At 37.1% G+C, this 18,536-nt stretch carries 17 protein-coding genes; all 17 read right to left on the reverse strand.

Annotated elements, in window-relative coordinates:
• Window positions 1-142 precede the first annotated feature (142 nt).
• A complete protein-coding gene (locus BLQ81_RS20885) occupies window positions 143-1,618 on the reverse strand; it encodes a glycosyltransferase (protein WP_092734768.1) in 1,476 nt (491 codons plus the stop codon).
• 238 nt (window positions 1,619-1,856) lie between these two features.
• Window positions 1,857-2,531, reverse strand: a complete 675-nt coding sequence (locus BLQ81_RS20890) for an FkbM family methyltransferase (RefSeq protein WP_175454310.1) — start codon at window positions 2,529-2,531, stop codon at window positions 1,857-1,859.
• A 107-nt stretch (window positions 2,532-2,638) separates the two neighbouring features.
• On the reverse strand, window positions 2,639-3,514 hold the full coding sequence (locus tag BLQ81_RS20895; RefSeq protein ID WP_092734775.1) for a glycosyltransferase family 2 protein: 876 nt from the start codon (window positions 3,512-3,514) through the stop codon (window positions 2,639-2,641).
• A 196-nt stretch (window positions 3,515-3,710) separates the two neighbouring features.
• Complete coding sequence (locus BLQ81_RS20900; RefSeq protein WP_175454311.1) at window positions 3,711-4,559, reverse strand: glycosyltransferase family 2 protein; 849 nt, start codon at window positions 4,557-4,559, stop codon at window positions 3,711-3,713.
• Between the two features lie 263 nt (window positions 4,560-4,822).
• Window positions 4,823-5,710: a glycosyltransferase family 2 protein gene (locus tag BLQ81_RS20905; RefSeq protein ID WP_092734781.1), complete on the reverse strand. Its 888-nt coding sequence runs from the start codon at window positions 5,708-5,710 to the stop codon at window positions 4,823-4,825.
• Entirely contained in the window at window positions 5,703-6,563 is an 861-nt protein-coding gene (locus tag BLQ81_RS20910; RefSeq protein WP_092734784.1) for a glycosyltransferase family 2 protein, read from the reverse strand. The genes BLQ81_RS20905 and BLQ81_RS20910 overlap by 8 nt, the downstream gene beginning before the upstream one ends.
• 7 nt (window positions 6,564-6,570) lie before the next feature.
• Complete coding sequence (locus BLQ81_RS20915) at window positions 6,571-7,257, reverse strand: nucleotidyltransferase family protein (RefSeq protein WP_092734787.1); 687 nt, start codon at window positions 7,255-7,257, stop codon at window positions 6,571-6,573.
• The gene (locus BLQ81_RS20920; protein WP_092734790.1) at window positions 7,250-8,197 is read right to left on the reverse strand and encodes a polysaccharide biosynthesis protein; all 948 of its coding nucleotides are present in this window, start codon (window positions 8,195-8,197) and stop codon (window positions 7,250-7,252) included. Before BLQ81_RS20920 ends, BLQ81_RS20915 begins: the two co-directional genes overlap by 8 nt.
• Window position 8,198: 1 nt before the next feature.
• The gene (locus BLQ81_RS20925) at window positions 8,199-9,284 is read right to left on the reverse strand and encodes a glycosyltransferase WbsX family protein (protein WP_092734793.1); all 1,086 of its coding nucleotides are present in this window, start codon (window positions 9,282-9,284) and stop codon (window positions 8,199-8,201) included.
• 1 nt (window position 9,285) lies between these two features.
• Window positions 9,286-10,107 (reverse strand): glycosyltransferase family 2 protein, encoded by an 822-nt coding sequence (locus BLQ81_RS20930; protein ID WP_092734796.1) that lies wholly within the window; start codon window positions 10,105-10,107, stop codon window positions 9,286-9,288.
• A 3-nt stretch (window positions 10,108-10,110) separates the two neighbouring features.
• Complete coding sequence (locus BLQ81_RS20935) at window positions 10,111-11,064, reverse strand: glycosyltransferase family 2 protein (protein ID WP_092734799.1); 954 nt, start codon at window positions 11,062-11,064, stop codon at window positions 10,111-10,113.
• A gap of 5 nt (window positions 11,065-11,069) precedes the next feature.
• Entirely contained in the window at window positions 11,070-12,002 is a 933-nt protein-coding gene (locus tag BLQ81_RS20940) for a glycosyltransferase family 2 protein (RefSeq protein WP_092734802.1), read from the reverse strand.
• A complete protein-coding gene (locus tag BLQ81_RS20945; protein WP_092734804.1) occupies window positions 12,002-12,916 on the reverse strand; it encodes a glycosyltransferase family 2 protein in 915 nt (304 codons plus the stop codon). Before BLQ81_RS20945 ends, BLQ81_RS20940 begins: the two co-directional genes overlap by 1 nt.
• Window positions 12,909-14,171 (reverse strand): ABC transporter ATP-binding protein, encoded by a 1,263-nt coding sequence (locus tag BLQ81_RS20950; RefSeq protein WP_092734807.1) that lies wholly within the window; start codon window positions 14,169-14,171, stop codon window positions 12,909-12,911. The genes BLQ81_RS20945 and BLQ81_RS20950 overlap by 8 nt, the downstream gene beginning before the upstream one ends.
• Window positions 14,165-15,916: an LTA synthase family protein gene (locus BLQ81_RS20955; protein ID WP_139183697.1), complete on the reverse strand. Its 1,752-nt coding sequence runs from the start codon at window positions 15,914-15,916 to the stop codon at window positions 14,165-14,167. Before BLQ81_RS20955 ends, BLQ81_RS20950 begins: the two co-directional genes overlap by 7 nt.
• A gap of 252 nt (window positions 15,917-16,168) precedes the next feature.
• Entirely contained in the window at window positions 16,169-16,792 is a 624-nt protein-coding gene (locus BLQ81_RS20960) for an acetyltransferase (protein ID WP_092734813.1), read from the reverse strand.
• A 75-nt stretch (window positions 16,793-16,867) separates the two neighbouring features.
• Window positions 16,868-17,944 carry a DegT/DnrJ/EryC1/StrS family aminotransferase gene (locus BLQ81_RS20965; RefSeq protein ID WP_092734815.1) on the reverse strand — a complete coding sequence of 359 codons (1,077 nt, stop codon included), beginning with the start codon at window positions 17,942-17,944 and terminating at the stop codon, window positions 16,868-16,870.
• Window positions 17,945-18,536 lie beyond the last annotated feature (592 nt).

The raw sequence follows: 18,536 nt of genomic DNA on the forward strand, positions 1-18,536 counted from the left end.
TTTTTTTCCAAATACTGGAAATGCTGCTCATCATAGCCTTTTCTACCCCCTAAATCCCCCTTTAGGGGGACTTTGGCGGAAACTAATTTAGTATTACTGTTCCAAAACCTACTATTCGTATATGTCCGGGAGACTCCCTCCCCTAAAGGGGAGGGCCGGGGTGGGGTAAAGATTTCAACACCCCCTCATACTCCTTGGCTATCACTTCAATATCAAATCGCTGGCTTGCCACAGTTCTTGCCTGATTTCCCAATTCCAGCATCAATTCGGGATTTTCGATCGCATAAATCATCTTTTCTTTCATGGCATTCCTGTTACCAACGGGGAAAACCAGGGCGCTTTCTTGATCATTCAAAGCTTCCAAATTCATTGGGATATCCGAGGCAATAATTGGGATTCCTGCCATCATGGCTTCGACCAGCGCTCCTGAAAAGCCTTCGTACCAGGAGGGGAAGAGGAAGCAGTGGAACGATGTCGGATGTCGGATGTCGGATGTCGGATGTTTTCCCAAACCCGAAATGAGTAAATCCATTGGATTTGAGATTTTTCCGGGGAGGAAGACGGATTCTTTAAGGCCAAGATCCTGAATAAGTTTTTCAAGTTCTTTCCGAAAAGGACCTTCTCCAAAAATAGTCAAGGTGCAATTGGGATACGTTTGAATAATTTCTGAAAAGGCTTGAATGGCATCCTGGAAGCCTTTTCGCTCGAGGAGACGGCCGTAGGAGATGAAGTTTTTGATTATTCCGTCATCGCGAGGAACAGCCTGCCCCGATTGTTCGGGGAAGCGATCTCCATTTTTATCCATTTCGGTCTGTGAAGACACAGACTGAGGAACGAACCGAGGCACAGACCGAGGTCGAATTTCATCACCGTGGCCTCTGTCTTCATCACCGTGGCCTGTGTCCTCACAGGACACTGATTTCTCAATATTTTTTCTATCACCGTGGCCTGTGTCCTCACAGGACACTGATTTCTTGATACTCAATTCCGTCTGTGGGGACTGCGTTTCGGTCTGTGAAGATCCGCCTACCGGCAAGACAGGCCCGCCTGACTGACGGGCAGGAACAGACCGAGGCACAGACCGGGGCGGAACTTGACGACCGCGATAGACAACAGAAATCTTTTCTCTTTTTAGTCCCAAAGTCTTTACATGGGAATCGGAAAGGGCCTGAGCATTTGCAATCCAATGGATGGGGATGCGGGCGGTCAGGCGGTCCAACCAATAGACCAACTTGTACTTCAGGCCCTGCTTATCTTTCCAGGCCATGGGGCCATAGCTGTCATTGACGAGGGTGCCAACTAGGGGAACTCCGGTGATGACGGATGCGATCCGGGTGATGATATCTGCCCGCCACAGGGAGGAAACCAAGAGGTCTGGTTTTTCCAGGCGGATAAGTTTTACCAGTCGGGAAATGGCAAGGGGGAAATGGTAGGACTCGGAGATATCCAAAAAAAAGAGCCGGATTCCGGCTCGTTCATAGGCCTCCTTAAGGTCATGCTTAGGATAGAAATAGACAAAACCGACATCAATTTCCTTCGAAAATCGGGAAAGAATATCCAAGTGGCTGCGTTCAGCACCGGCATTTACTAAAGCATCTTGAGTGAAAAGGATTTTCAATTACTTAGATCGTGTATAGTGGTCTGTGAAGACCCGCCTGACGGACGGGCAGGCACAGACCACGGTTAATGTGGTTGCGTTCAGCACCGGCATTTACTAAAGCATCTTGGGTGAAAAGGAGTTTCAAGGAATAATTACTGATGTTTTGGTATTTGAGTATTTCGGTCTGTGGGGGCTACATTCCGGTCTGTGAAGACACAGACCGGGGGGAGGCAGGGACACAGACCGAGGAAAATTATTACCTCGCATAAATATCTCCATAACATGTCCCAAAAGGGAAATTTTTGAGATGAAAGATTGCTGAAATATCCTCGTAAGAAACCCATTCACTAAAATGAAATTCTAATGTCTCTCCTAATGAAAAATTAAACGAAGTATATCCCAATGAAGATAATTTTTCTAAACACCATAAGGTGTCTGACTCAAAAGCAGGATAATTGAACTCGAAGGAAATCATTCCAATTTTTTGATTTAAGCCTGAAAGAACTTCCTTTTCATAGCCTTCCACATCTATTTTACAAAAGTCAGGAACTCCATAAATCTTCACCAATTCGTCCAGCGAAATAGTTTTAATCTGAGATTTCTTGGCCCATTTGTTTTTAGCTCCACTTTCCTGTTTGTGATGGATGAATTGGGTAGACAATGTTGAAACTAAGTGGTTATCGCCAAGATGGAATTCTCTGGTTCCCGAAGAAGCTGCACAGGCCTTGTCTATAACTTCTACATTGGATCGGCTAAATCTAGAATTCAAGATTGATACTAATTCTCGATTTGGTTCTAATACAACAACCTTATTACCTAGGCTTGAGAAGACCGAAGTTCTGATTCCCACATTTGCACCAATGTCAAAAATCAGGGAAAGCCTGCCATTAAATAGGTCAGCATAAAATTTTTCAATTCTCTTTTCTTCCAAGGACTTGAGCCCTAGGAGTTTTCTGATTTTGAATAAAATAATCAAATACTGAGCTCTAAAACCTAAGTCTTCAGCTAGTTTGTAAAGTCCCTTTTTAAGGCTTTTGATCAAATTTCCTTTAAAGTTTTCAAATCTAAAGATTTTCCGGTTTTCCCAAGAACACCAGCTCGAATGCCTAGAATGGTCATTTTAAATACAAGCATTCCGTTTTTTAAAAAAATACCTCCAAGCAATCGCTTGGATTGCAAAATCAACCAATCCAGAAGATTAAAAAGTGTAAAATATTTTTTTATAAAAAGAGTGAAGTTTCTTGACTGAAAATAAGTTCTCCATATGAATGAGTGAGATGTCCCCTCTCCCCAACCTTCATGTAATATTTCTAAGTAGGGATTGGCAACAACACCAATCGAAAATCCAGACTTTCTTATCCGATAACAATACTCAAAATCATCAAACATCATAAACCAATCTCGAACTGGAAAACCGACTTTTAATAGATCTTGGAATCGAACAATCGCTCCGTCAAATATGGCAAAATCCGCTGCCAATATTTCGGTGTCACTAGGAATAAGCTTTTTTCGCTTTCCTAGACTCACCAAGGAACCCGAAGAGGAAATCATAGTGTAGGTTGAATTCTGAATCTTAGCCAACAAAAAATCCAAATATCCAGCTGTTGGAATACTGTCATCTTCAAGAAAAACCACGTACTCCAAGCTAGGCAAATTTGCCTTTAAATAATCCAAACCTACGGCTAGACCTGCTCCATGTCCAATATTTTCATTTTGTGAAATAATTGAAAGACTTAGGCTAGATTCAAATTCTTTTAGTATAAGAGAAGTTTCATCCTCACTTCCATTATCTACAATAATAAAATTGGATACTTGCCAATTGAACTCCTGAATAGACCGAAGAATCTGACACAATAACTCATGTCGATTAAAAGTAACCAAAAGCACAGCAAATGAAGAGTCACCTAGATTCATTGGCCAGTGAGAACGTGTTTTCTTTTATCTATACCCCATTCTAAAATATTGCATACAGGATTCTCCCAAATTGATAAAGGCATATCCCGTTTCCAAATTTTTGGAATTATCGACATCCAATGTTCGAAGACCTTTTCTAGTGTTTGAAGCATATTCTGCGGCCGATTTTATGTAATTACAAAACCTCCAAATCGAATTATAACCGAGGATTTTCCGAATAAAGCTGTTTGGCCAAAGGAGGCAAGCAGGAAATAAATAATCGTCCAAGAGTATCCAATTTCTTCATATCAAGTGAATAGGCAAGAACCAGATGTTTTCTCGCTTCAGCAAACTGTCTAAATCGAATAAAATTTACTCCCAAAATCTGATGATATAATCGCCTAATTTGATTGGGTAAAAGCTCCTGATGTTTTTCAAGAATCCAGAGTATTGAATCGCTTACATTTTTTAGGTTATTATTCCCTCCGCTAGGATACTGATAATAGCACATCAATGGGGATGGAACCAAAGCAGGAGAATGCCCTGCCAATTGGATACGGAAAAATAGTTCGGTGTTCTCCGCAAAATTCAACCGAGAATCATAGCCACCCAATTGTAAAAATTGATTTCTCCGAACGGTAAAACTTCCTGGAATCTGTCCTATATCCTTTCCCTGAGAGGGAAGAATCTTTTTTTTGGTCTTCCCAAGGATTAGTAAAAACCCACCTGTAAAGACTATTTTTTCAGGTTGCTTTTTAATGAAATTGGTGAATTCCTCCAATGCCCACGGAAGCAATTCATCGTCCGAATCCAAAAAAATCAACCAATCGCCAATTGATTCCTCTGCGCCCAGATTACGGGCCGAACTTACTCCCTGATTGAACTGATGTCTATATCTTACTCTTGGGTATTTCTTAACCAAATCAGCGGTATTATCAAAGGACCCATCATCAATTACGATAATTTCCACGGGAGGAAAGGTTTGATGAAGCACGGATTCGATTGCTCTGCCTAAAGTAGATGCCCTATTGAAAGTGGGGATAATTACCGAAAACTCAGGCTTCAAAATACCACATTAATTAGTTCACCGATCTTAAAGAATCTATAATTGGCTTAAGTTTCCGTGCATTTCTTTTGAATCGATAATTACTCAGAATAGGCTTGACCAGAACTTTTATTCCTTAATTTACAAAATTGGAAAGGAGAGCTAAAGAATTTGAAAGGACAATTACAGTCGTTATAAATGATTCCAAACGGTGACATCGCATCAATAAGCTACGCTCAGCCCCTCCTACTTGAAGGCCATCTTTTAAATTAATAATTGTAGATTTAGGCGAGATCAATTGTCTTTCCTTTCACTTCCCGGAAATAATGCCAAAATGCCAAAAAAATCATTCTCATATTTTTCCAACCATAGCTTAAACCATATCGATAACCATAAAAGGCTTTTGCAGTCCATTTCAAAATCAACTGCATTTTCATGGTATTTAAAGTGAGAGAATCAGAAATGTAAAGGAGATTTCGTAGGCTGTAATATTCTCTTGATAGATTTTTCTTTAGTTGGTATGCAGGCCGTTCAAACTGTAATCTTCCAGTGTCTTTTCTAGCTTCCAAAAATAATTTGCAGTCCACCACCAAGGAATACCCTTTCCGTGTCACCTTCAAACAAAAGTCCAATTCCTCAAATCCAAAGAACAAGTCTTTATCGGGAAGAATGCCTTGTTTTGTAACATCTGCAGATACGAGCATGCACATTCCTCCTGCAATTGAATCTACTTCGATCCATTCCTTTTTTTCTAACAGGCGGGTTTGAATCCGTTTAATAACTCCCTTTTTTCGGTCAAAAAAATGTCCCACGGCTCCCAAGACTCCACAGAAAGGATTGACGTCGCGGATTGCTAATAATCGTTCAAAACAATCAGATCGAAAAGGCGGATCATTGTCATCGCCCCAATAAATCCAATCTGCCCCATCCAGCTCACAAAGTTTTAAACCTATTGCCGCAGCACCAGCAGGACCTGCATTGAAACCCATGTAATGATATCGAATTTTTGGATTTAATAGACTTGCTACAGCTTGATCAGTTTCCAGGTTACTAGAGTTATCAATTACCCAAATAAATTCTGGAGGGTTGGTCTGTGAAAAAATCGAATGAATGGTTTTTAAAAGAATGGCGGGACGATGATATGTAATAATGAAGGCACCTAACTTAACCATAATTTACCTTTTCAGTGTACAGTCTTTTAGCTAAAAAAGGTAAACAAGCTAAACCCAATCGGCCATACGTTGATGCTTTTAAAGGCTTATATCGTATGGCCAAATATAAATGATAGCGAGCCTGAGAAAAATTCCGAAAACGCATCGAATTCACCCCAATAATTTGATGGTACAAGTGCTTGACATGTGAAGTGAGAATTTCAGAATGCTTATCCAAAATAATAGTTAGCGAATCAATCATATTTTGGAGGTTCTTGGACCCTCCTGTTGGACAAGGGTGATAGATAAAATTAAAATTATTGATATAATAAGTAGTTGGTTTTGCTTCAAAGACCCTAAAAAATAATTCAGTGTTTTCTGCAAAAAGAATCTGTTCATCATATCCCTTTATTTTTTCAAAAAGAGATTTCTTAATCATCCAGGATCCTGGAATAACAATACTGTTTCCCATTGCACCGTTTCTATTCTCAGAAACTTTTACATCAATCTTTTTTCCATTGGGTTCTACGCGAACCATGTTACAAAACACCAAATCTGGCTTCTTATAAATTAAATTTCGAAAATCGTTAAGCCAATTTTCGGTAAACTCATCATCATCGTCCAAAAAAATTAAATAAGTGTTATTTGCACTGAATGCTCCAACATTTCTAGCGGAGCTCACTCCTAACTTCTCCCCTCTGTTGATGTAGGTTATTGGAGAAGAAAAACTTTCCATTATATATTTTTCTTGACTTTTTTGACTGTCGTCAACTATGATAATTTCATCATCCGCGATTATTTTGCTAAGCTTTTTTAATAATTCAAAAAGTTGGTTTGGTCGATTTAAAGTCGGGACGATAATTGAAATACCCATTGAAAAGTTAAATTTTTAACTTATGTGCATCACTTAGACTTTGAATACTATCTACAGTAAACCATTTATCAGGAAAAATACTGGAAGAAAACAGGCATTTCTTTTTGATCAACTCATTCCAAACCTCGGAAAAATCTTCCTTCTTATCCATAATCTGATTTATTAAAAATGGATTTAAAATCTGAATTCCTGAACAATAAATCTTAGTGGGTTCGGTTCGATCTAGTTTCGAGACCAGATTATTAGATTGATGAATAAAATCTCCATCCAAACCTTGAACAGGAATAACAGGAATTACCATACAAGGGGGTGATCCCAATCTTTTATATTCTTCAAAAAGTAATTCGATTGTGAAGTCTGTCACATTATCAGCCGTCATGACAAGCACAGGCTCATCTAAATTCTTAAGTAATGAATTAAAAACCCACCAAGCATTACCTTTCCCTTCTGTATTTATAACCGAGGACACGCCCAATTCAATCACATGTTTCGCCAAGTCAGCACCTTTATATCCAACTGTTATATGAAGATTTTCAAGATGAGGTTTGATTTTTGTAATCCCATTAGCAATCAAAGTAGAACCCCACAAAGGAGCCATCGGCTTTGGAATCGAATCGGTCAAAGGAGCCATTCTAGTCCCTCTACCAGCAGCCATAATTAGTCCGTGACGGATCCCTTGTTTCAAATTACTCATTTGGAGAATTAAAAATTAATTTCACAATTTCTTCCTTCGAAAGTTTCTCAGTATTCGCGGAGGAAAGACCAAAAGAGAGTGGTCTTTCCTCCTTTTCATTAAAGGAAATCAAATAGTGCTTTATTCCATTCATCTCTAATTCTTTGGTATAATCCAATTCCAATTCCCCAATCAAAAATTCATCATTTCGCTCTCCTGGTCTTTCTGCAATCTTTTCCCATTTACCTCCCTTTTCTTCAATCCAGACTTTAAGAATATCTTCAATTTGGGCAGCCTTCATATATCGTGATAGAACTTTTCCTTGAACTAGGTCCATATGATTAATGGCATTGATTACCAATTCCACTGCTTCATCAACGGTGAAAAAAAAGCGTCTCATCTCAGGACCTGTTGTACCAATTACACCTGTTTTCTTGTGCATTTCATCCCAAATAGGCAATACTGAGCCTGTTGACCATGCTACATTTCCATATCTGACTGCACAGAATTTTGTTTCTGAATTCTCATTCATAGCACAGAAAAGGCGCTCCATGATGCTTTTTGTCATTCCATATAAATTTCTAATGGGAGGGGCTGCTTTGTCGGTAGATATACCAACAACCATTTCACATTTTCTTTCGGAAGCTACTCGGGCTATATTCTGAGACCCAATCACATTTACATCTGTGCATTCCATTGGAAATTTTTCAGCCAGATCTACAAATTTGGTGGCTGCAGCATGGATGACAATATCAGGCTTATATTGGGAGAAAATGTCCCTGATTGACTCAATGTTTACAATATCCATTGGAGCAACTTCGCAACCTGTAACAGATTTTGCATACATATTTTGCTTATTGTTTCTCCCAGTTAAGATTACCCGGTAATCGCCTTTTAAGGCTAAAGCCAAATTTCTTCCAAGAAATCCAGTTCCACCCGTTATTAATAACGTTTTTTTCATTTTAACTTTTATTCATTCTTGACTCCAAGATTGTTTTAATGACTTCTAATTTACCTCTCTGAAACCGTTTATCTGGCTCTAGGTAATTTCCTTCTGCCCACTCATTCCAACTTTTTATAAAAAAAATAGGCTCTTGTTCTTCATTGATGCAGTCAATCAATTTTTCAAGATGTAACCTAAAGAGGTCAAGGCTAAAATCTTGATGAACAACACCTCTTTTACCTGACCGGGGAGTATTATCCCATCCAGTATGTAGCGTAGGGAAGTGACTATGATTCATTTTATGATTATGGGTTCTCATTACCATTTCCTCAAAGGAAGTTACTATACAGCCCCTGGTCCACCGACTTAATATTTCATCAGGGTACTCTTTGGTTAGTTTCTTTATTGCCTTTTCAAAAAAACTAAATCTCTCTTTTTTCAAATATTGATCATGAAACGCAAATCCATTTAAGTATTTGAAAGGATTTTCTTTTTGATAAGAAATCCCCAAAAAATAAACCCCGTTTAATCCAGCCTTTTTTGCGAGTAAATTCCAATGAGAAATAAAATCATCCAAATAAGGGTGATCGAATGGTCGATAAATCAGGAATAAGGGCTTACTATCTATCTGAATATATCTTGAATCCTGAAAATAGGGCAAAAGCTCTCGAAAATGAGCCTCATCATCTTCCTTTCCAAGATATTCTTGTGTAATTAAAACTCTGTTGGGTGCTCCATGCCAAATCCCTGACCAAGTCTGATTTGCCCATGCAAAGCAAATAGGAAAGTCTGGTTTACCAGATTTCAAAAAGTCCTGAGCAGGTTTTTCTAGTAGTCGTTTTCTTCCTCCAAACCAATAATGCCAATAACAAAAACCATAAATCCCATGCTCCTTGGCCAGTTTGGATTGATTGATCCGGACTTCTTCTTCCCTCAAATCATAATATCCAAGCTCCGTAGGAACATGAGGCTGGTAGTGATTCTTAAAAAGTGGTTTTGCTTTTTTTACATTGGTCCATTCGGTAAATCCTTCTCCCCACCAATCGTCATTCTCAGGTATAGGATGAAATTGGGGTAGATAAAATGCAATAGGCTTCAATTTCATTTTATCTCAACCGATTAACTAGACTTAGAAGGATTGGTGGAATCAAATCTTTAAAACTAATCTTCCTTCTTTCTTTCTTTTTCATTTTGAAAAGTACTGCATGTTTTTCCATCAATTTTCGCTTTGCTGATTGGACTGCATCTTTGTTCTTTGAAATATTTCTATCATGAAGTCTTATCAAAGTACATTGATCAGGTTTGTATCCTAGGTAGTGAAAAACCTTATCTGCTAAGGCACAACGAATTTGGAAATCCCAATCTTCAATATACTGTAACGATTCATCATAAAGACCAATCTCTTTAAAGATTGAAGCCCTATACAATGGGGCTGAGGTCACAAAAGGATTTCTTTTCATGATTGCATCCAATACTACTTTATCTGAACGATCAATTTCAATTGTACCAGTCCAGCCTTTATCGCTGTATACATGTAAAGCTCTTTCATGATCATTTGTATAGAAATATCTGGCTCCGGAGTAAACAATATCCACATCAGGATGATGATTCAGAAATTCAATCTCATTAAACAGTTTGTTCGGCGTGATCAAATCATCAGAATCCAAAAGCTGGATAAATTCTCCTTTTGCAGCCATAATTCCGTAGTTTCTTCCACTTGATATACCCCCATGCTCTTTTGTAAGAACACGAAAACGAGGATCTTTTTGAGCATAGGTATTTGCAATTTCATTTGTACTGTCAGTGGACCCATTATTAACGATAACACACTCCCAATCTGTAAAACTTTGCTTTATTAGGCAATCAAGAGTTTCTTGCAAATACAATTCAGAATTAAAGCAAGGCATAACAATGGAAATCCTAGGCATAAATCAGGACAAAGAAAATTTTGATTTCCTTAAAAGATTAAATTTTTCCCTTACTGAAAGAAGGGAGCTTTTGAGCACAGTAAAACTTATTCTTCCACTTTCTTTTGATCTAAAATAATTTCGAAAAAATAGCTTTTTTACAACCTCAAGAGTGGCTTGTTTAGAGCCCCAAGAATTATTGTTAATTAGTTCTTTACAAAAAGACTCTACCAATTTCAACTCAGGTTGTTTGGAAGGTAAGGTTCCAAGAATTACTATTGATATTTCTTCAGAGGTAAGCTTGCGATTCAACCATTGCTCAGCAAACCTCACCCTCAACAAATCCGCCTCTTTTTCCCGCCTTTCAAAATTTTGAGCAGTAAATTGATTTTCACTTTGACGATATTTCAACAAGACTTCAGGTAGTAAACCAAATTCAGTTACTTGACTAAGTTTCACCCATAACTCATAATCTTCTAAATAACCAGAGAATTTCAACTGGTTTTTAATCAGAACTTCTCTACGTATCACTACAGTTGGATGAACAAATGGGCAATCTAATAACAAAGAGGGTTTCAAATATTCATTGGAAACCGGTTTGTTTAACAAATTACCATCAAAAAATTGGGCAAGGGTCCCACTAATCCCAATTCTTGGATTATTCCTCATATAGTCGACTTGGAGCGCAATTCGATTAGATGTAGCCACATCATCAGCATCCATTCGGAATATCAAATCTCCACAACTCACATCAATACCGGTATTAAGTGCCTCAAAAATCCCTTTATTTATACCGTGTTCCAATAATTTAATCCTGGGATCAGAAAAACTTCTTATTATATCTGTTGAATTATCAGTCGATCCATCATCAACACAAATTAATTCAAAATCCTTAAACGATTGATCTAAAATACTTTTAATAGAATTTTTTAAAAAACGTTGACAATTATATACTGGAATAATAACAGAAACTAACATTTAGGCTAGAATCGCTCACTATGAGATTGAATAAAACTTTTAAAAAAAAACCTGTAATATAATGGATAAAAAAACCAAGGAATATCAGGAAATAGAGCTACTAATCTACTCCTCCCATATTTATACTTCACTTTAAAATAATTTAATATGATTTCAGAAAAGCCATAATCAAAGGTTAAAGAAAAACCAGAAAGCTTTAAAATTCGCTTAGCATAATAAATACAAGAAAAAAATTCATGATATCGATCAAGCTCCAAACTCTCTGATTTTTGGAAACGGGTAGTTTGAGCGTGAAACCTAAAATAATTTAACTCTTCTGAACAATAATATACCTTACCTTTACATAATAATGTAATCCAAAGAAACCAATCTCCCGCAAATTTCATTTCCAGGATTTCTTCAGGAAACTCTGAAGGTTTCTTAAAAAGAACAGAGCTGACATTTACAATACTATTTCTATACAAAAGAAACTTCTTAATAAAGTCAATACCATTCCTTTTTAAATCAAAATCCCCAAAATCATATTTGGATTCATCAATTTTGAAGTCTTCCAAATTCAATTGGGAACCATTAGCATCAACGAATTTACTTTTGGAAAAAATCAATGAAACATCGGTCTGAAGATTGCATATCATTTTTTCAAGAAAATCGAGTTCACAAAAATCATCACTTTCAGCAATCCAAATCCATTCATATTTAGCTAATTCAATTCCCTTTTTCCATTGCTTAAACGGGCTTCCTGAATTGATTTCATTGCGTATGCAATGGGAAACTTTTGGATGAGTAGTGAAAGACTCCAAGTACTCCCAACTCCCGTCCGTGGAACAGTCATCCAAGAGGATTAACTCAAAATCCTGAAAGGTTTGATTTAAAATACTTTCAATTCTGATCGGTAAAAATTTATGGTGATTATAATTAGGGACAATGATTGAAACCATTAAAACTTCCTCCGAATTTTAAGCCAAATAGCCTTGACCAATTGACCAAAATCAACATAATCTTTCAAAATCTCAGCCTTTGTCAAATCTCTGTAATTCTTTAAAGCTCTTACTGGATAAGGAAGAGATGCGGATTTAATAGCGAGAATTCTATTCCTTAATATCTTTACAATTGTTTTATCGGAGATAGTTTTCGATAAAACATCAAGAGTTTTTATAAAGGAATCACTGCGCATATCATCATTTTGAGTAGAGTGAACTCCAACACCATGTCTGTAGATTGCCATTACATCAGGAAGCTTTTTAATTTTCCCATGTTGCGCAAGAAGCATCCATAAAAAATAGTCTCCTATGGGGGTTTCATTAAAAGAATCAGGATAGGTATTCAATAAATTCCTAAAAACCACACTGGGAGTATGGATATAATTCCCTATTGCTGCCAAATCATATATGTTGGATTCAGATTTATCAATTATTCCTTTCACATGATAGTCTTCATCAATTTGACCATCCGGAAAAAGCACATTTACAGGATGATAACACAAAACAAAATCAGAGTTAGCCTCTAAAAAATCAACTTGCTTTTGAAGCTTATAGGGATCAGTCCAATAATCATCGCCTTCACAAAGGGCTATATACTTGCCATTACATTCCTTTAGAGCAAAAATAAAATTCGCCATCATGCCAAAATTTTTAGAATGACGGATGTATTTTATCCGGTTGCCTTTAGGATAGTCATGAATATATTTATTTACAAGTTCTTCTGTGCAATCAGGGGATGCGTCATTCGCAATAAGTAATTGAAAATCAAAATCAACATTTTGCATTAAAATACCTTCAATTGATCGTTGAATAAATTCTGCCTGATTAAAGGTTATCATGCAAACAGATACTAAAGGAATTTGACTAGACATGAATTTTAAAATCCAGTTTTGGCCTTACATATCCGGGGAACTTACCATGCCAACCAGTACCTCTGATCTCAGTATCAACTAATTCAAATCTTAGTACATTTTCAAGGCTGAACATTATGATTGATGTATCTTTCACAAAAAGCATAGTAATTGTAAAGCTCCCATCATTTAAAAGACCTCCCGGAATAATACAAGTACTTGAATAAACGCCTTTATTTAATATTGGAACTGGGAGTTGGGAATAAGAATTAAATATAATTTCACCCGTATCTGAACAAATAAACATACTTAAGTTTGTAGCAATTGAGTTTTTTAAAAGCTCAAACTCAGTAATCAATGTTAAATCATGCATCCTCTCAAAAAAACCATTTTCCTGAAACCCCTTATTTGAAATCTCAATTTTATTAACTCTTAACCATTCATTACCAGGCCTTTTAATTGGAATCCAATTCATCGAGTTTAATGAAAATGAATTCTTCTTTAGGTAAAATTTGACTGTATCTATGGCTAAATTATCGAACACAATATGACCATTTTCCAATAAAATAGCCCGATCGCATAAAGTCTTAACTGCCTCTAAATTATGACTAACGAACAATACTGTTCTACCCTGTCTCGAAACATCACGCATTTTCCCAAGACACTTTGCTTGAAACTCAAAATCTCCAACAGCTAAAACTTCATCAATAATCAAAATTTCTGGCTCCAAATGGGCTGCAACAGAAAACCCGAGTCTAACATTCATTCCCGAGGAATAAAATTTAACTGGGGTATCGATAAACTTTTCGATTCCTGAGAAATCGATAATTTCATCAAGTTTAGAGTCTATTTCACGGCGTGTCATTCCCAGAATGGTGCCATTCATATAGATATTCTCCCGACCGGAAAGCTCAGGATGGAATCCTGTTCCGACTTCCAAAAGCGAGGCTACACGCCCATGGATTTCGATCTTACCCGAAGTAGGTTGAGTGATCTGAGACAATATTTTAAGCAAAGTTGATTTACCAGCTCCATTTTTACCTATTATTCCAAGTACCTCTCCTTCTTTAACCTGAAAATTAATATCATTCAATGCCCAGAAAACGGATTCGTCTTCTTCACCGAATCGACTCATTTGTTGAAGTTTCTTAAAATTTTGAAAAGGAGATTTAAGAATATTGCCTATTTGACCTGCTAAGGTTTCGGAATGCTTTTCTTCCAAACCTATACGGTACCGTTTGGAGAGATTTTGGACTTTAATAACAGATTTTAACACGAATCGTATTTATTAAAAATTATTAATTTGAAATTTCCTGGAAGCGATGTAGTCTCAATAGGGAAAAAATCAATATAATCCCCTTTAATTAATATGCCTTCAGCTTTAACAGATTTGGCAAAATCTATTAGACAATCTGCATTTTCGAATGTCCAATCATGACAATAACTAACAAACGGAGAAATTGATTTATAAGTTGAAACCATATTGATAGTGACAGAATTATTGATTTTCTCACTAATTGGAAATGCCGCAGAAATATTAATTAAATCAATATCCTCTCTTATAAGAAAAAATTCTAATATCTGTAAATTTAACCTTTCATTATATTGATAAACAGAATTAACAAATTCTCTATTTGGAATAAATATTAATTTATTATATGGGACTAAAGCTTTATTCAAAGAAACAATTTCTTCAGATACTTTTATTGATTTTGGTAAAAAAACATTAAATGTTATTGGAAAACAATATAGAAAAAGTAAAAGGAAAGCAAATTTTTTATTATACTTAAAACTATAAAAAATTCCAATTCCTAATAATATTGAAAACACAGCACTTGATATGTTTCTAAACATTTGATTAGAATCAATGTTTTCAAATAATAAAATGTAAAAAAAAGCACCAGTTATAAAAACAAAAAATGTAAAAAAAAGAAAGTCAATAGTCCTTTCTCTGAAGTTTTTGTCTAAATAATAAATTGGAACCGATAATAAAAGACCTGGAACTATGAAAGCAATCCAAATCATTTTACTCACTACATTGATATCGAAAAAATAATTAAAATTAATTTCGGTGCCAGATAATCTAAAAAACGTAGAAAAAAAGCCAAACAATCCTAAGAAACCAATAATAATTAAGATATTTCTCTTATTCCTTTTTCCTATAAAAAATTCATATAGGCCTAATCCAATAAACAAAACTGGAATAATTAATGGATAGAATAAACTAAAAATTGAAATCAAAAAATAATTTGGATTATCATCAATAATGCCTTTGAAAGCCAAAATAATAGGAGGTAATATGAATAGTGTTTTCAAATTAAAAATTAAACTACTAAATCCAACAAGAGGTAATCCAATGTCAAAAAAACGCAATACCTCATCATAAGGATTGAAAACTAATAAAATTAAGCATGTTACTAAAAACCCATGAAACTTGGTTTGGTTTTTTAGTAAGTCATTAATTCCCAAAAACAAAAAGTAGGACATCAATGGGTAGGATATTAATATTAGATTTGGAATAAAACTCAATCCATTAATCCTTTTAAACAAACTACTCAACCATAATTCCGCATAATGATAAACTTCAATTTTACCCGGATTGGAAATAATATTGTAAAAGGTCTGAGTGTTTTCTACTCCAAATCTATCATTATAATAGGCTATTCTACTATAAATAATATAATCTTCATGAGGATATCCAAAATCCCATCCAGGTATCACAAAATATACCAATGCAAATAGCAGCCAAATTAAATTAGGATACAATAAATCTTGCAAATTTGGTCTTATTAAAAAAAAGGTTTTTCTTGTTTTTAAAAAATAAAAACCAATTGTTAATATCGAAAAAGTATAAATGCTAAAACCTAACGTTCTCCAAACTGCATAAGTTGAAACTAAAAATAAAATAAGAAGAGATGCTGATTCAAAAAATGAGAAAAAATTATTCCTAATTGAATTAATTAAAAAAACAATTCCATTAAATGTTAAGAAAATTAAAAAAATATCTAAAAGATTATTCAATAGAATATATTATAAATGCTTATTTATGATTTTTCTTTATAATTCTCTTTATAATTGAAATTAAATCAATTATTATCCACCCTCAATGGTGTCCTCACAATCATCTTTTTTCTCCGCTTCTGATAAGGTATGATAGACCGGAAGGCAGAGAATGCGCTTTGCGATCTGATCTGAAATGGGGCAGGCACCTTCTATATATTTTTTTTAATTATGGATAGAAAAATCTGCGGGAAATTAATTTTTTGTAAAGGTTTAATCTTTTGATTCCAGTATCTTCTTCGCAGGCATTCCCAATACTGTTACCCCATCCGGAACATTATGAGTAACCACCGATCCTGCCCCTACTGTCACATAGTTTCCTATTTTGACTTTCGGAAGTATGGTAGCATTTGCTCCTATGGAACAGAAATCTCCTACTTCCACTTTGCCAAGGAGAATAGCTCCGGGATTGATCTCAGAGAACTTACCGATTTTGACTTCATGATGTATTTGTGCTCCTGTATTGATCAGGGAGCCTTTCCCGATTTTGGTATTTGCACCGATAAAGCAGAGGTTGAAAATGTCCGCATCGTTATTGAATGCAAAATTACTATAGGCTATTCCTGTTCCCTTAACGGAAAATAGAATACCTCCTGCTTTGGTGAAATCTTCGAAAAACATGGCTCTGACTTTGGGATTCCCTGTACCCAATATAAACCTAGGATCTTCCAGAAATTTCGCCTTCACCTGATCCATTGTCTTTAGAACCGGATATTTATCCTGAAAAACCGATATAGGGTTTAATCCATCGAAGAAATAAAGGTTTTCCGTCATTCCCTGAGAAATCAGAATATCCAATAATTCCAAAGCATGTCCACCTGCGCCTGCTACGATCAAAAGTTTGGGGGTTAATTATTAAGAGTTAAAGTTTAATAGACTGCTTCGCTCGTACCTCACTCGCAGTGACGACAATCAATTATTTTGCACCCTCAACAATATCCTCGCAATCATCTTTTGCTCCACATCCGAAAGCGTGTGGTACAGCGGCAAGCATAGAACCCGGGCGGCGATCTGATCGGAAATGGGACAGTCACCCTCGGTATAGTTCAGGGTGCTTAGGCTGGGATAGAAATAGCGACGGGCGGAGATCTCGTGATCTGCCAGGGCTTTTTTGCTTTGAAGCATCAGTTCCTCCGAGGAGAAGATGATGGGAAAGTAGCTGTGGTTGTAGGTTTCTATGCCTTGGATATCGGGATAGGTTACCCGAAGCCCACTCAGGATTTGGCGATAGGTATCGGACTGTTCCTTGCGCCTTTGCAGGATGGCAGGGAGATGTGATAAGTTGACCAAGCCCATGGCTGCATGGAACTCGGAGTTTTTGCCGTTGATGCCGACACCGTTGAAGTTTTCATACCCATCATGTCCGAAGTTGCGGAAATAGGCCATCTTCTTCAGGAGTTCGGGTTGGGTTGTGAACACTGCCCCGCCCTCGATGGTATGGAAGATCTTGGTGGAATGGAAGCTGCACGTCGACACGTCCCCGTAGCTGAAGATCGAGCGGCCCTTCACCTTGACCCCGAATGCATGTGCCCCGTCGTAGATTACTTTGAGCTTATGCTTTTTTGCGATCCGATCGATGGCCTCCACATCGCAGGGAATTCCATAGACATGAGTAGCTAAGATGGCGGAGGTTTGCGGAGTGATCGCAGCTTCTATTTTGTTCGGGTCGATGTTGCAGGTAGCCGGGTCGATATCCACAAAGACCGGTTTGCATCCTTCCCATACGATGCTGCTCGTGGTCGCCACATAGGAAAATGGCGTGGTGATGATCTCTCCGGTAAGTTCCATGGCTTTGATCGCAATCTGAATGGCGATGGTGCCGTTGCCTGTATAGAGCAGATGGTTGACACCGAGGTATTCCTTGAGGCTAAGTTCCAGTTCATTGACCAGCGGGCCATTGTTAGTCAGCCAATTGCGCTCCCAAATGCCATCAAGGTAGGCTTGGTATTCAGACTGAGGGGGAAGGAAGGGCTTGGTGACGGGGATCAAATGGATTTCGGATTTCGGATTTCGGATTTCGGATTTGTTGAATTGGCTAATTGTTGAATTGGTCAACGGTCAACGGTCCACAGCAGCGGGATGTTGAGTTGGTAGTTTGTCTTGCTTCTTGGTTCTTGGTTCTAGAGTCTTGCTACTTGCGTCTAGCTACTTGATACTTATTTTTAGTCCACGGTCCACAGTCCACAGTCCACAGCAACGGGATGTTCGGGTGGCAGTGGGCGGTAGGCAGTGGGCAGTTTGCAGTAGTCAACGGTCCACGGTCCACAGTCCACGGCAGCGGGATGTTCAGTTGGTAGTTTGTCTTGCTTCTTGGTACTTGGTTCCAGTGTTTTGCTACTTGCGTCTTGCTACTTGATACTTATTTTTAGTCAACGGTCGACTGTCCACGGTCCACGGCAGCGGGGAGGTAGATGTTGAGCTTTGGTACTTGGTACTTTCATTACTAAAACTACTCACCCTCCAACACCTTGTTTAGCTCATTTTCTAATTGTCTTTTATCAGGTAGGTATAATTGGTATTTACTTATGAATAACTGATTACTAATACTTTCAGTCGCGTATTCAACTAGAATATGATCTTT

The sequence above is a fragment of the Algoriphagus alkaliphilus genome, assembly GCF_900103735.1.
GTDB classification, from domain to species: Bacteria; Bacteroidota; Bacteroidia; order Cytophagales; family Cyclobacteriaceae; genus Algoriphagus; species Algoriphagus alkaliphilus.

Bases quoted from the DNA above. Each gene is read 5' to 3' on its own strand.
- BLQ81_RS20895 (WP_092734775.1), bottom strand. From the start codon at position 3,514: ATGAATCTAGGTGACTCTTCATTTGCTGTGCTTTTGGTTACTTTTAAT.
- BLQ81_RS20905 (WP_092734781.1), bottom strand. From the start codon at position 5,710: ATGGTTAAGTTAGGTGCCTTCATTATTACATATCATCGTCCCGCCATT.
- BLQ81_RS20910 (WP_092734784.1), bottom strand. From the start codon at position 6,563: ATGGGTATTTCAATTATCGTCCCGACTTTAAATCGACCAAACCAACTT.
- BLQ81_RS20915 (WP_092734787.1), bottom strand. From the start codon at position 7,257: ATGAGTAATTTGAAACAAGGGATCCGTCACGGACTAATTATGGCTGCT.
- BLQ81_RS20920 (WP_092734790.1), bottom strand. From the start codon at position 8,197: ATGAAAAAAACGTTATTAATAACGGGTGGAACTGGATTTCTTGGAAGA.
- BLQ81_RS20925 (WP_092734793.1), bottom strand. From the start codon at position 9,284: ATGAAATTGAAGCCTATTGCATTTTATCTACCCCAATTTCATCCTATA.
- BLQ81_RS20930 (WP_092734796.1), bottom strand. From the start codon at position 10,107: ATGCCTAGGATTTCCATTGTTATGCCTTGCTTTAATTCTGAATTGTAT.
- BLQ81_RS20935 (WP_092734799.1), bottom strand. From the start codon at position 11,064: ATGTTAGTTTCTGTTATTATTCCAGTATATAATTGTCAACGTTTTTTA.
- BLQ81_RS20940 (WP_092734802.1), bottom strand. From the start codon at position 12,002: ATGGTTTCAATCATTGTCCCTAATTATAATCACCATAAATTTTTACCG.
- BLQ81_RS20945 (WP_092734804.1), bottom strand. From the start codon at position 12,916: ATGTCTAGTCAAATTCCTTTAGTATCTGTTTGCATGATAACCTTTAAT.